The 12,094-nt window shown below is 70.6% G+C and carries 13 protein-coding genes; 7 read left to right on the plus strand and 6 right to left on the minus strand.

All coding sequences use genetic code 11. The features are described 5' to 3' along the window. Positions 1–3: 3 nt before the first annotated feature. Genes BM349_RS17975 through BM349_RS17990 form a run of 4 tightly spaced genes read left to right on the plus strand, consistent with a single transcriptional unit; the run spans position 4 to position 4,360 of the window. Positions 4–1,083: an alpha/beta hydrolase gene (locus BM349_RS17975; protein ID WP_091709014.1), complete on the plus strand. Its 1,080-nt coding sequence runs from the start codon at positions 4–6 to the stop codon at positions 1,081–1,083. Then, on the plus strand, positions 1,083–2,534 hold the full coding sequence (locus BM349_RS17980) for an APC family permease (RefSeq protein ID WP_091709016.1): 1,452 nt from the start codon (positions 1,083–1,085) through the stop codon (positions 2,532–2,534). The genes BM349_RS17975 and BM349_RS17980 overlap by 1 nt, the downstream gene beginning before the upstream one ends. Before the next feature lie 52 nt (positions 2,535–2,586). Then, positions 2,587–3,549, plus strand: a complete 963-nt coding sequence (locus tag BM349_RS17985) for an alpha/beta fold hydrolase (RefSeq protein WP_091709018.1) — start codon at positions 2,587–2,589, stop codon at positions 3,547–3,549. Between the two features lie 28 nt (positions 3,550–3,577). After that, complete coding sequence (locus BM349_RS17990) at positions 3,578–4,360, plus strand: YqjF family protein (RefSeq protein WP_254773996.1); 783 nt, start codon at positions 3,578–3,580, stop codon at positions 4,358–4,360. Here BM349_RS17990 and BM349_RS17995 read toward each other — a convergent pair. Both BM349_RS17995 and BM349_RS18000 read right to left on the minus strand, forming a co-directional pair. Then, positions 4,297–5,190 (minus strand): RNA polymerase sigma-70 factor, encoded by an 894-nt coding sequence (locus BM349_RS17995; protein WP_091709024.1) that lies wholly within the window; start codon positions 5,188–5,190, stop codon positions 4,297–4,299. The two genes, BM349_RS17990 and BM349_RS17995, sit on opposite strands and share 64 nt — an antisense overlap. A 10-nt stretch (positions 5,191–5,200) precedes the next feature. Continuing rightward, positions 5,201–5,791, minus strand: coding sequence for a carboxymuconolactone decarboxylase family protein (locus BM349_RS18000; RefSeq protein WP_091709026.1), 591 nt, complete (start codon positions 5,789–5,791; stop codon positions 5,201–5,203). Positions 5,792–5,907: 116 nt separating this feature from the next. On the opposite strand from BM349_RS18000, the gene BM349_RS18005 reads away from it, so the two are divergent. Next, positions 5,908–6,786: an LLM class flavin-dependent oxidoreductase gene (locus BM349_RS18005; protein WP_091709029.1), complete on the plus strand. Its 879-nt coding sequence runs from the start codon at positions 5,908–5,910 to the stop codon at positions 6,784–6,786. A 45-nt stretch (positions 6,787–6,831) separates the two neighbouring features. On the opposite strand, the gene BM349_RS18010 is transcribed toward BM349_RS18005, so the two are convergent. Next, complete coding sequence (locus tag BM349_RS18010; protein WP_091709031.1) at positions 6,832–7,308, minus strand: hypothetical protein; 477 nt, start codon at positions 7,306–7,308, stop codon at positions 6,832–6,834. A 79-nt stretch (positions 7,309–7,387) separates the two neighbouring features. Between BM349_RS18010 and BM349_RS18015 the strand changes: the two genes are divergently transcribed. After that, positions 7,388–7,876, plus strand: coding sequence for a MarR family winged helix-turn-helix transcriptional regulator (locus BM349_RS18015; protein ID WP_254773997.1), 489 nt, complete (start codon positions 7,388–7,390; stop codon positions 7,874–7,876). Between the two features lie 31 nt (positions 7,877–7,907). On the opposite strand, the gene BM349_RS18020 is transcribed toward BM349_RS18015, so the two are convergent. Both BM349_RS18020 and BM349_RS18025 read right to left on the minus strand, forming a co-directional pair. Continuing rightward, complete coding sequence (locus BM349_RS18020) at positions 7,908–9,224, minus strand: MFS transporter (protein WP_254773998.1); 1,317 nt, start codon at positions 9,222–9,224, stop codon at positions 7,908–7,910. 7 nt (positions 9,225–9,231) lie between these two features. Next, on the minus strand, positions 9,232–9,537 hold the full coding sequence (locus BM349_RS18025; RefSeq protein WP_091709036.1) for a hypothetical protein: 306 nt from the start codon (positions 9,535–9,537) through the stop codon (positions 9,232–9,234). Positions 9,538–9,615: 78 nt separating this feature from the next. Here BM349_RS18025 and BM349_RS18030 point away from each other — a divergent pair, with 78 nt between their 5' ends. Then, entirely contained in the window at positions 9,616–10,374 is a 759-nt protein-coding gene (locus BM349_RS18030; RefSeq protein WP_091709038.1) for a class I SAM-dependent methyltransferase, read from the plus strand. A 7-nt stretch (positions 10,375–10,381) separates the two neighbouring features. On the opposite strand, the gene BM349_RS18035 is transcribed toward BM349_RS18030, so the two are convergent. Beyond that, on the minus strand, positions 10,382–12,091 hold the full coding sequence (locus tag BM349_RS18035) for an NAD(P)/FAD-dependent oxidoreductase (RefSeq protein WP_091709041.1): 1,710 nt from the start codon (positions 12,089–12,091) through the stop codon (positions 10,382–10,384). Positions 12,092–12,094: the final 3 nt, after the last annotated feature.

The raw sequence follows: 12,094 nt of genomic DNA on the forward strand, positions 1-12,094 counted from the left end.
CACATGCACGACGAGAGCGGCGCAGGCGCCGACGCGGGGGATTCGCCGGGCGCGGGCAGGACGCGACGGCGACGACGCCTGTTGATCTCGCTGGGCGTCGTGATCGGGATCGTGCTCATCGTGGCGGTGGTGACCTCCATCACACCGTGGCCGTCGGCGATGGTGATCCGTGCGGTGTTCCAGCAGGGCGGCGCCGCCGCCGCGGCCGAGATGACGCCCTACGTGCCCGAGAAGCCCCTGCGCGAGCTGGATGCCGTGCAGTACGCCGACGGAGGCGAGGCGACCACGCTGGATGTGTTCACACCGGCGGACGAGGGTGAGCGTCGGCCGACGGTCGTCTGGATTCACGGCGGCGCGTGGATCTCGGGCTCCACGGCGAACATCGACCCCTACCTCCGCATCCTCGCGGCCGAGGGGTACACCACGATCGGCGTGAACTACAGCGTCGGCCCCGAGGCGACGTACCCCACCGCCGTGACGCAGCTCAACGAGGCGCTCGCGTTCATCCAGGAGAACGCCGAGGAGTTCAGCGTCGACACGTCGCAGATCGTGCTCGCCGGCGACTCCGCAGGAGCCCAGCTCGCGAGCCAGCTCGCCACGCTCATCACCAGCCCCCGCTACGCGCACCTCGTCGGCATCGAGCCGTCGCTGGATGCCGAGCAGGTGGTCGGCATGATCCTGAACTGCGGGGTGTACGACCTCCGCGCAATGGCGGAGCTGACCGGCCTGCCCGCCTGGGGATTCAAAGTCGCCCTCTGGGCCTACACCGGTACGAAGGACTGGTCCGAGCAGCCCGCCGGCGCGACGATGTCGACGATCGAGTTCGTCACCGAGGACTTCCCGCCGACCTACATCAGCGGCGGCAACGGCGACGGACTGACCTGGCTGCAGTCCATCCCGATGGCTCAGCGGCTCGACGAACTGGGCGTGCCGGTCACCGAGCTGTTCTGGCCGGCTCCGCACGAGCCGCAGCTGCCCCACGAGTATCAGTTCCACCTCGACATGCCCGAGGCGCAGGAAGCCCTGACAGCGACCATCGACTGGCTCGGCGCGAACACCACCCTCGAAGATCGGACCCCGTGATGACAGTCGAAGACGTGGCGCCGCGTGCGGCAGCCGGCTCACAGCCACGCCTCAAGAGGACGCTCGGTTCCTTCCAGGTCTTCGCGATCTCATTCGCGTTCATCTCGGTCGCCGTGGGCATCTTCGCGACATACGACGACACGCTGCAGAGCGCAGGGCCGGTCGGCATCTGGCTGTGGCTCCTCGCCGCCGTCGGGCAGACGCTGGTGGCACTGGTGGTGGCGCAGTTCGCGGCGCGGATCGCACTGAGCGGATCGTCCTACCAATGGGCGTCTCGGCTCGCGAACCCCAAAGTCGGGTGGCTGTTCGGCTGGCTGAGCTTCTGGTACCTGGCGATCGGGGTGGTCGCGATGGACAACGCGCTGGCGAGCCAGGCGCTGATGCCGCTGCTCGGCATCCCGAGCGACGAGGGCACCGCGCGGTGGCTGACGGTCGCGATCATGATCGCGCAGGCGCTCCTGGTGATCGCCTCGACCCGGCTGCTCGGGCTCGTCACCGCGGGAGCCGTCGGCATCGAGCTGGCGATCGTCGTCGTGCTGGTGATCGCGCTCGCCGCGGTGATGGTGTTCACGGGCAGCGGCGATCCGGGCAACCTGGTGTCGCGGGGTGTGACGGCCGACTCCCCGAGCTACTTCGCGGTCGGCGGCGGACTGATGGCGGGCATGATCATGGGGCTGACCACCCTCGTCGGCTTCGATTCCGCAGCCAACCTCGCCGAAGAGGCGAAGGACCCGTTCCGCAGCGTGCCGCGGGCGATCGTCGGCTCCGTCATCGCGGCCGCCGTGCTCGGCTTCGTGTTCCTCATCGCGCTGACGACCGCGATCAAGGACGTCACCGCCGTCACCCAGAGCGGCTCGCCGGTCGCGACGATCATCGGCGACCAGCTCGGTCCGGTGGTGGAGCGGATCCTGCTCGCGGGCATGGTGCTCGCGATGTTCGGTGCCGGCATGGTGGTCATGGCCGCATGCTCCCGCCAGGTGTTCGCGATGGCGCGCGACTCGCGGTTCCCCGCGCACGCGGTGCTGCGGCGGGTCAGCCCCCGCACGCGGACGCCGATCCCGGCGACGATCCTGATCCTCATCGTCGGCGTGGTGCTGATGCTCGCGCTGCCGGGCGCCGCGCTGCTGCAGCTGATCATCGCATCGACGATCCTGCCGGCGCTGATCTACGGCGCCGTCGTCGTGCTGTACCTCGTCGTGCGCAAGCGCCTGGAACGAAAAGAGGGCGGGTTCAGCCTGGGGCGATTCGAGATGCCGGTCGCCGTCGCCGCGCTCGTGTGGGTCGCGCTCGCGCTCTTCGTGCTCGTCACTCCGCCGGGCGCGCTCGTCTCCGTGCTGATCGACGTCGGGCTCATCCTCGCCGGCGGCGTCTATTTCGCCAAGATGTGGTTCTTCAACCGCGACGCGCTCGAGACCGAGCCCGATGACAGCGCGCCTGAGACCGGCGGCTGACGCCGAGTCGCGCGACCGTGACGCGGTGCCCCGCGCGGTGGGATGCTGAGCTATGCGAATGCGTGAGGATGCGCGACGTTCGAAGCGGTGGGCACTGGCCGTGGCCGCGGTCGTCGGCGCGACCGCAGTGCTGACGGCGTGCTCACCGGCGGGAACGCCGGCGCCGTCGGCCACCGCGAGCGAGACGCCCGCGGGCAGGGCGGGCGCGGTGGACATCGGCGACGGGCGCGAGATCTATCTGGAGTGCCACGGCAGCGGCTCGCCGACGGTGATCCTCGTGTCGGGGGTTGGCGACAGCGCAGAGATCTGGAGTACGCCCGGCGCGGAGGGGTCCGACACCCCGACGGTCTACGGCGAGGTCGCGGAATTCACCCGGGTCTGCGCCTACGACCGGCCGGGCACGAGCGACAGGTCCACCGCCGTGGCCCAGCCCACGAGCCCGCAGACCTCCGTGGACGACCTCGAGAAGCTGCTCGCCGCCTCGGGCGAGACCGGGCCGTTCGTCCTCGTGGGCCACTCCTACGGCGGTCCGATCATCCGGCTGTTCGCGAGCGACCACCCCGACCAGGTGGCAGGGCTGGTGGTGATCGACGGGCTCTCGGAGGATCTCGACGCGGAATTGACCCCCGAGCAGCGGGTCCTCATCGAGCAGCTCAACGCGCCGACTCAGCCGGATGCCGAGTCCTTCGACCTGTCCACCGTCGTCGCTCAGCTGCGCGACTCCGACCCGGTGCCCGATGTTCCGGTCATCATCCTGACCGCCGACACATCGCAACTGACACCCGAGCTGATCGCATCGGGTCAGCTGCCGGCAGGCCTCGACCAGTCGGTGGCCGATGCCCTGTGGGCGGCACAGCTGGCCGCACAGGGCAAGCTGACCTCGAAGTTCGTCCATGCGAAGCACGTGACCGACACGCACAGCGACCACTACATCCACCTCGGCAACCCGCAGCTCGTGATCGACTCGATCCGCGAAGTGGTGGATGCGGCGAAGTCCGGGGGAGCCGACGGCTAGCGGCGGCGAGTGGGCTCGAGAGCGTCGGATGGAGATCTCGAGGACCGCACCGCCGTTGGGCGGCCCGGTCGTGGCAGCCCAGGAGTGGCGCGACGTCGCCTTCGTCCACTGGCGGGTGCCGCAGGCCGACGTGGCACCCCTGCTGCCGGCAGGTGTCGTGCCGGACGTCTTCGACGGGTCGTCGTGGGTGGGTCTGGTCGCGTTTCGCCTGGAAGCCGCACGGATCGGCCCGCTGCCGCCGGCTGTCGCGTGGGGATCGTTCACGGAGGTGAACGTGCGGCTCTACGGAGTCGATGCGCGCGGCCGGCGAGGCGTCGTGTTCCGCTCGCTCGAGGCCTCCAGCCTGCCGGCGGTCCTGGCGGCCCGCACGCTGTTCTCCCTTCCGTACATGTGGGCGCGCACCCAGCAGCGCCCCCGACCGGACGGGTGGGAGTACGCCTCGCGGCGCATCTCACAGTCCCCGACGAAGCGCGGTCCGGGATTCCAGCTCGCCGTCGCCATCGACCGGACGCGGACGGTCGACGACGAGCTGTCCGTGTTCCTCACGGCGCGGTGGAGCCTGTTCCAGCGCAGGTTCGGGCGCACCCGGTGGCTGCCCAACGAACACGAACCCTGGATGCTGCATCCCGCGCGGCTGATCTCGTTGAGGGACGAGCTGTGCGCTGCCGCCGGGCTGCGCGGACTGAGCGCGCGTGCGCCGGACTCCGTGCTGTTCAGCCCGGGGGTGCACGCGCGCTTCGGCCGGGGTCAGCGGCTCAGCGCCGCCTCATCGTCGAGCCGCCCGAGCTTGTCGGGGTTCGCGATCGAGTAGATCCGCGTCACCCGTCCCGACTCGACCGTGACACTGACCACGCCGACGAGCTGTCCGTCCAGTTCCATCCGGATGGCCGGGAGCCCGTTGACCCTCGTCGCGCTTGCGAGCAGCACTCCGTCGACCTTCGCGATCCCGCCGACGAGATACCGGGCCAGCCGCTGCGCACCGACGATCGGCCGTCGCGCCGCCCCACGGACCTTGCCGCCGCTGTCGGCGACCGAGACCACGTCGGGCGCGAGGACGTCCATGAGTCCTTGCAGATCGCCGGTGTTCAGTGCGGTGATCAGGCGATCCACCACCTCCTCGTGCTCAGCACGCACGACCCGCACCCTCGGGCGCCGGGCCGCGACGTGGTCCTTCGCGCGATGCGCGATCTGCCGAACGGCGGCAGGCGTCTTGCCGACGGCATCCGCGATCTCGTCGTAGGGCATGTCGAAGACCTCGCGAAGCACGAAGACGGCACGCTCGGACGGACCGAGCGTCTCGAGCACCGTCAGCATCGCGATCGAGACGTTGTCTGCGAGTTCGACGTCGTCCGCGACATCGGGGCTGGTCAGCAGCGGCTCGGGCAGCCACTCGCCCACGTACTCCTCGCGGCGCCGCGTGACCGTGCGCAGGTGGTTGAGCGCCTGCCGGGTCACGATCCGGACCAGATAGCCTCGCGGCTCGCGGACCTGCTCCTGATCGACCGCCGCCCAGCGGAGCCACGACTCCTGCAGCACGTCCTCGGCGTCGGCCGCCGACCCGAGCATCTCGTACGCGACCGTGAACAGCAGCCCGCGGTGGACGACGAACGGATCATCGTCGATGCGCACGACGCTGCTCATGACCGCGAGCCTACGCGGCACCCGAGACGACCGTCGGGACGGCGAGCGGCGGCAGTCCGCACTCCGCGGCGAAGCCTTCCGAGCGGATGCCGAGCGCGATGTTCATGCGCGCCGACATGTTCATGAAAGCCACCCGGGCGGCGAGCTCGACGAGGGCAGCGGGACCCAGTTCGACCAGGAGTGCGTCGGACAGCTCATCGGTCACGGCGGGCGGCGTCTGGCTGGCGGCGTCGGCATACTCCATCACCCTCCGCTCGAGTTGGGTGAAGACCGTCGAATCGCGCCACCGCGGCACCTCTCGCACCTTCGCGTCGTCGAGTCCGCGGTTGTGCGCGGTGAAGTAGTTGAGGTCGAGGCAGAAGCTGCAGCCGACCGCGGCAGCCGAAGCCATCGCGGCATACGAGGCGAGGGTCGGATCGAGCTCGTGCCAGCGGTCCATCTTCCGCCCGATGCCCATGGCGTCCTTCATCACGGTCTTGTTGTGCCACAGCACACCGACCGAGTCGGGCACGCGGCCCACCATCTTCCGGGCGGCCAGCTTGATGGCCGTGCCGTACATGCCGGTCAGTTCGGTCGCGGGAACTCGGGTCTGGGCGGTCATCGTCTGCTCCAATGTGTCGATCTGTCATGTCCTACGACATGGAGACACCGGCCGGCCCCGGCGTGTGACACCCGAGCGCCGACCGGGTGTCGGCCGGGCATGCCAGGCTGGGACCCATGCGACGCGTCGGTGCGATCTTCACGCCCTACTCCCCGCCTGAGGCACTGCGCGACGCCGCGCAGGCAGCCGAGGAATCGGGAGTCCCCGAACTCTGGCTCTGGGAGGACTGCTTCCGCGAATCGGCGTTCGCGGCGGCATCCGCTGTGCTCGCCTGGACGACACGACTGCGGGTCGGCATCGGCGTGGCGCCGATGCCGCTGCGCAATGTCGCCCTCACCGCGATGGAGATCGCCACGCTCGAGCGGCTCTTCCCAGGGCGGTTGATCCCGGGCGTCGGGCACGGCGTGCTTCCGTGGATGGCGCAGGTCGGTGCGCGCGTCGCCTCGCCGCTCACCCTGATGCGCGAGTACGTGCCGGCGCTGCGGTCGCTGCTCGCCGGTGACGAGGTCACCACGGCCGGCCGGTATGTGACGCTCGACCAGGTGCGGCTGGACTGGCCACCCGCTGCCGCACCGCGGGTCGTCGTGGCGGGTGAAGGCCCCAAGACGGTCCTGCTGACCGGCCAGGTGGGCGACGGCACAGTCCTGCCCGGCGGGAGCAATCCCGAGCGGGTCGCACGCACGCTCGAGATCGCGCTGGAAGGACGAGCGGATGCCGGGCGGGACGACTCGCACGAGCTGATCGTGTTCGTATCGGCGGCGTTCGGGGGAGAGGCGGCGCGGGCTCAGCTCGCCGAGGACCTGGTGCGCTGGAACGGCGCAGTGGATCCCGCCTTGATGGTCGTCGGGGACGCCGCGGGCGTGGCCGACGCGATCGAGCCCTTCTTCGCAGCGGGCGCCACATCGGTGATCCTGCAGCCGCGCGAGGAGGAGACCGATCTCGCGAGCTTCATGGCGGGCGCGGGCGAGGTCGCCCGGCTGGTCGGCAGCGCGTAGGGCTCAGCCCCTCTCGTCCGTGCTTGCCGCCGTGGTCTGCGGTCGCTAGAGCGAGGCGAGCAGTGCCGCGATCGGAGGAGGCATGCGCTCCAGCGGGACCGCCTCCGCCATGATGCGGGCGTAGCGGAGCTTGTTGCCGCTGCGACCTCCGAAGAACCGCGACAGCTGCTGCTCCACGCTGCGCGTGCGCTGGGCGGGCTGCTGCTGAAGGAGCCGGAACGCCTCCAGCTCGCCCTGTCCGTCGATCAGGGACTCCACGCCCGCGGGCGTGAGCGCGCGCACCAGCTCTCCTTCCAGATCGGGGTCGCAGACGAACACGGTCCCCAGGAAGCGTTCGAAGTCCCCCTGCTCGGCGCGGTCCACGAGTCCGACCAGCCGTTCGCCGGGGAGCGATTCACGCGCGCCGCGAGCACCCTTCGATCCGCCGACCGCTCGCACCTCGGGCATGCGCAGCCCCGATCGGGCACCGAGCGTCTCGACCGCCACCCGGTCGCTCTCGCCCTCGACGATGATGACGGTCATGGGTACGAGTATGGCGGCGCGGCCGACCTCGATCGCGGCGATGGTCGACGGCCGACGGGGGCATCGGTAGCGTCGAGGTGTGCCCAAGGATGACCGCGACGACGTCGACGCCCTGATCGCGGCGTGGGCCCGGCGGCTGCCCGACGTGGATGTGACGCCGCTCGAAGTCATGTCGCGCCTGCGCAGGGTGTCGATCCGTCTCGGCCGCATCCGGGCCGGCGCATTCGCGACCGCGGGCCTGGCCTCGTGGGAGTTCGACGTGCTGGCGGCGCTCCGACGAGCGGACCCGCCGCACGAATTGAGCCCGGCGCAGCTGATCCAGCGGACAATGATCGGCAGCGCCGCGATGACGAATCGGATCACGCACCTGGTGGATCGCGGCTGCGTCGAGCGGCTGTCTCACCCGAGCGACGGGCGCAGCGTGCTCGTGCGACTCACCGAGGATGGGCGTACTCGGGTGGATGCCGCGATGACCGAGCTCATCCGTCGCGAGGCGCTGGCGCTCAGCATCCTCAGCCCCGACGATGTGGCCGAGCTCGCTCGGGTGCTCCGACCCCTGATGGAGTGAGCGGCCGCGCGGGAGCGACCGGGCGAGACCTTCAGCGCCGCTTGGGCTGATCGAGTCCGAGACGGATGCGGGTGCGCTTGCGCTCGAGCACGATGAAGAACCCGCCCACGAGCCAGAGCGGCACCTGGGTCAGGAAGGCGAAGCGGAACGCCTCGAGCGTGAAGGTCGCGGGGGTTCCGGCGCCCTGGAGATCCAGAGCGAGGCCGATGAGGAAGATCGCGATGAGTCCGGCGAGGAAGCCGCCCGAGTTCGTGATGCCCGTCGCGGTGCTGAGCCGATGGCTCGGGTTGTGCGTGCGCGCATGGTCGAAGGCGATCATGGACGCCGGGCCGCCGGTGGCGAGCGCGATCACGAGCACGAGCAGCAGCCAGAGCGGCGCCGGCTCCGGCCAGGCGATCACGACGAGCCACGCGATCATCTGCACCGCCACGGTCGGCAGCACCAGTGCGCGGGAGCGCATGTGCGGCAGGCGACTGGACAGCGCCCCCATGAACGGGCCGATGACGATGCCGGACAGCACGAGCACGGTCGTGATCAGCGCGGCCTCCGCCTGGGTCCGGCCCTCCCCGGCGGTCAGGAACGGGATGCCCCAGAGCATGATGAACGCGGTGCCGGCGAACGGGGTCGTGAAGTGCGACCAGAACGCGAGCCGGGTGCCCGGGTGCGACCAGGCGGCGCGGATGCCGACGCGCGTGTCGATGGCGGAGGTCACCACGCGGATAGAGCCCGTGTCGGTGTCGACGGAGACATCCGTCTCGCGATCGGGCGGGTGGTTGCGGATGACGGCGAACAGCAGCACGGTGAAGAGCAGTCCGAGCCCGGCGACGCTGCCGAAGGCGACCGACCACGACGTCGCGTGCAGCAGCGCCGCGAGCGGGATGATCGCGATGATCTGCCCCAGCTGCCCGAAGATCCCGGTCATCTGCACCATGACCGGCGCTCGCTGTGCGGGGAACCAGGTGGCGATGACCCGGAGCACGCTCGGGAAGACGGCGGCGTCGCCCGCGCCGAGCAGCATGCGCGCGGCGATCGCGACGCCGACGTTCGGCGAGAACGCCATCACGAGCTGCCCGACCGCCATGAGCAGCATCCCGATCGTGATGATCGGCCGCGCGCCGTAGCGATCGAGCCAGACGCCGACCGGAATCTGCATGAATCCGTATACGCCGAGCTGGAGCACCGCGAACATCGACAGCGTCGAGGCGTCGACGTGGAACCGGTCGGCCGTGTCGACCCCGACGGCGGCGAGCGAGGTGCGGTTGGTGATCGCGAGGATGTAGCCGGCGGCGCCGACGCCCCAGATCACCCATGCGCGCCATGGCGGCGCCGACGTCGAGGTTGCGGTCACAGTGCGGTCACTGGCGGGCGAGTGCGTCCCAGTTGACGTCGATCATGCGCGGCTGCTTCCGCGAGATCCGGGCGCGCAGCACCATTCCGGCCGTCGGCCAGTAGCGGCGATCGAGGATCACTTCGGTGGACAGCGGCTCGTGGTCGAGCCCCGGCCCCTCCAGGATCAGCTCCATCTCGCAGGACTGATACCGGAGCCGGCCCTTCGGAGCGGAGAGGGCGACGATCCGGATCGTGCCGTTGATCGCATCCGCCATCGGCGATCCGGTCAGCCGATCGAGCGTCTCCGCGGCCTGTTCCTGCCACTCCTCCATGGATCGAGGCTATCGGTCGGCGGTCGTCTCGATTCACGTCCTCTGCCGCGGCGGCGGTCGCGTAACTAGAATCCGGGCATGTCGTTCAACGTGGCGGCCACGGCCTACGACCGCTTCATGGGCCGGTTCTCCGGGCCGCTCTCCGTCGGCTTCGCGGACTGGCTGGACGTGCGTGGCGGAAGCACGGCGCTGGATGTCGGCAGCGGTCCCGGCGCCCTGACCGAGGTGCTCGCCGACCGGCTGGGCGCGGCATCCGTCATCGCGGTCGATCCGTCGGAGCCGTTCGTCGCCGCGATCCGCGTGCGACTGCCGGAGGTCGTCGTGTTTCAGGCATCGGCCGAGGAGCTGCCGTTCGGCGATCAGAGCTTCGACCTCGCGGTCGCGCAGCTCGTGGTGCATTTCATGTCCGATCCGCAGCGCGGCGTCGGGGAGCTGCGCCGCGTCACGCGCACCGGAGGGGTCGTGGCGGTCAGCGTGTGGGATTTCGAGGGTCGCCGGGCGCCGCAGTCGACGTTCCTCGGCGCGCTGCTGTCGGTGGTGCCCGACGCGGACGACGAGGTCGGGCGAGCAGGAGCCCATCGAGGCGAGCTCGTATCGCTCCTGGAGAAGGCCGGATGCCGCGACGTCGAAGAGACCGAGATCTCCGTGACTGTCACGTCCGCCACGTTCGAGGAGTGGTGGGAGCCGTACACGCTGGGAGTGGGCCCGGCCGGCGCGCAGCTCGTCGCGCTCGATGCGGAACGGCAGGAGCTCGTGCGGCAGCGCTGCCTCGAGCTGCTGGGCACTGGCCCGATCGGGACCACCGCCACCGCGTGGGCGGCGCGGGGAATCCGCTGACCGCCGCTCAGCCGCCCGCGTAGATCCCGAGGTGCGTGTGCACGGCCGAGATCGCGACCGATCCCTCGCCGACTGCCGAGGCGACGCGCTTGACCGAGCCCCGCCGCACGTCGCCCACCGCGAAGAATCCGGGCACGGATGACTCGAACTGGCTGGGCTCCTCCTCGCCGCCGAGCCACGCGCGGCGACCGCCCTCGCTCAGTACATCCGCTCCGGTGATCACCGACCCCCACTTGTCGCGGAGCACCTCGGGCGGGAGCCATTCGGTGTGCGGGCGGGCGCCGATCGTGATGAACACCGCCTCGGCGGGCACCTCGAACTGCTCGCCGGTTGCCGTGTGCTCGAGCACCACGTGGTCGAGCCGATCCGATTCGTGGGCTCCGGCGTCCACCACGCGAGTGCCGGTCATCAGGCCCACTCCGGCGGCGTCGAGCTGGTCGATCAGGTACTGCGACATGCTGTCGGCCAGCGACGGGCCGCGCACGACGAGCGAGACCGACCGGGCGTATCGGGCGAGGTGCAGAGCCGCCTGGCCCGCGGAGTTGCCGCCGCCCACGACGAGCACGGCCCGGCCGGTCTGGGCCCTCGCCTCGACGGATGCGGCTCCGTAGAACACCGATGCCCCGACGAATCGCCGCAGGCCCGGCGCGGCGAGCCGCCGGTAGCTGACACCCGACGCGAGCACGACCGCACGCGCCCGCACCACCTCGCCACCCTGGACTTCGAGCTCGAAGCCGCCCTCGACGAGCTTCATGCCGGCCACCCGGCGGGTGTGGGCGAAGCGCGCACCGAACAGCCACGCCTGCTGATAGGCGCGCTGTGCCAGTTCCGCACCGGAGACACCGCGCGAGAAGCCGAGGTAGTTGCGGATCAGCGAGCTGGACGCGGCCTGGCCGCCGATCGCCTCTCCCTCGAGCACGAGCGTGTCCAGGCCCTCGGATGCCGCATACACGGCGGCCGCCAGACCCGCGGGTCCGGCGCCGACGATCGCCACGTCGACCATGCGCTCGGGAAGGGTCGTGTCCAGCCCGAAGGAGCGCGCGAGTTCGGCATCGTCGGGGTCGACCAGCACGAGCCCGTCTGCCGTGCGCACGAGCGGAACGCCCTCGTAGTCGACGCCGGAGTCGGCGAGCAGCGCCATCGCCTCCGCCGACTCCGGGTCGATCCGCTCGGCGTGCACGCCGCCGCGCGCGAGCAGACTCTGCAGCTCGTGCGCGCGAGGCTGGGCGTGGTCGCCGATCACCGTGAAGCCCCGCCGGCGCCTCCCGCTGGAGAACTGCCACTCGTGCAGGAAGTCGGTGATGGCGCGATGGAAGGACTCGTCGGCGGTGTGCTCCGGCCGCACCACGTAGTAGTCGATCTGCACGCGGGACATGAGTTCGAGCAGCGCCTCGGTCGTGTCGCGATCGGCCCAGGCGCCCCACTCGATCACGAGTCCGCGGCGCACGTCCGGATAGCTGCGGCGGGCGGCCGCGAAGACCGTCTCATGATCCTCCGCGGGGGAGAAGTCGTCCGACAGCACGAGCGCCAGCTCGCCTCCTCCCGCACGCAGCTCGTCGATCGCGCGCGCCGCGCTCGAGGGATCCGGCGTCTGGATGATCTGGTAGTCCAGCGCGTACCGCCGGTTCAGCGGTGCGACCAGGGCGGCGCGCAGGCGGTCGTCGGCCGAGACGACGAGGATCGCGGGCGGGACGTGGGCGGGTGCGGCGGTGGTCATTCG

Origin of the sequence: Microbacterium sp. cf046 (assembly GCF_900114345.1) — a bacterium.
In the GTDB taxonomy this organism is placed as follows: domain Bacteria; phylum Actinomycetota; class Actinomycetes; order Actinomycetales; family Microbacteriaceae; genus Microbacterium.

Excerpts from the sequence above, each read along its gene's own strand:
- BM349_RS17975 (WP_091709014.1), top strand. The coding sequence starts at position 4 with ATGCACGACGAGAGCGGCGCAGGCGCCGACGCGGGGGATTCGCCGGGC.
- BM349_RS17980 (WP_091709016.1), top strand. The coding sequence starts at position 1,083 with ATGACAGTCGAAGACGTGGCGCCGCGTGCGGCAGCCGGCTCACAGCCA.
- BM349_RS17985 (WP_091709018.1), top strand. The coding sequence starts at position 2,587 with ATGCGAATGCGTGAGGATGCGCGACGTTCGAAGCGGTGGGCACTGGCC.
- BM349_RS17990 (WP_254773996.1), top strand. The coding sequence starts at position 3,578 with ATGGAGATCTCGAGGACCGCACCGCCGTTGGGCGGCCCGGTCGTGGCA.
- BM349_RS17995 (WP_091709024.1), bottom strand. The coding sequence starts at position 5,190 with ATGAGCAGCGTCGTGCGCATCGACGATGATCCGTTCGTCGTCCACCGC.
- BM349_RS18000 (WP_091709026.1), bottom strand. The coding sequence starts at position 5,791 with ATGACCGCCCAGACCCGAGTTCCCGCGACCGAACTGACCGGCATGTAC.
- BM349_RS18005 (WP_091709029.1), top strand. The coding sequence starts at position 5,908 with ATGCGACGCGTCGGTGCGATCTTCACGCCCTACTCCCCGCCTGAGGCA.
- BM349_RS18010 (WP_091709031.1), bottom strand. The coding sequence starts at position 7,308 with ATGACCGTCATCATCGTCGAGGGCGAGAGCGACCGGGTGGCGGTCGAG.
- BM349_RS18025 (WP_091709036.1), bottom strand. The coding sequence starts at position 9,537 with ATGGAGGAGTGGCAGGAACAGGCCGCGGAGACGCTCGATCGGCTGACC.
- BM349_RS18030 (WP_091709038.1), top strand. The coding sequence starts at position 9,616 with ATGTCGTTCAACGTGGCGGCCACGGCCTACGACCGCTTCATGGGCCGG.
- BM349_RS18035 (WP_091709041.1), bottom strand. The coding sequence starts at position 12,091 with ATGACCACCGCCGCACCCGCCCACGTCCCGCCCGCGATCCTCGTCGTC.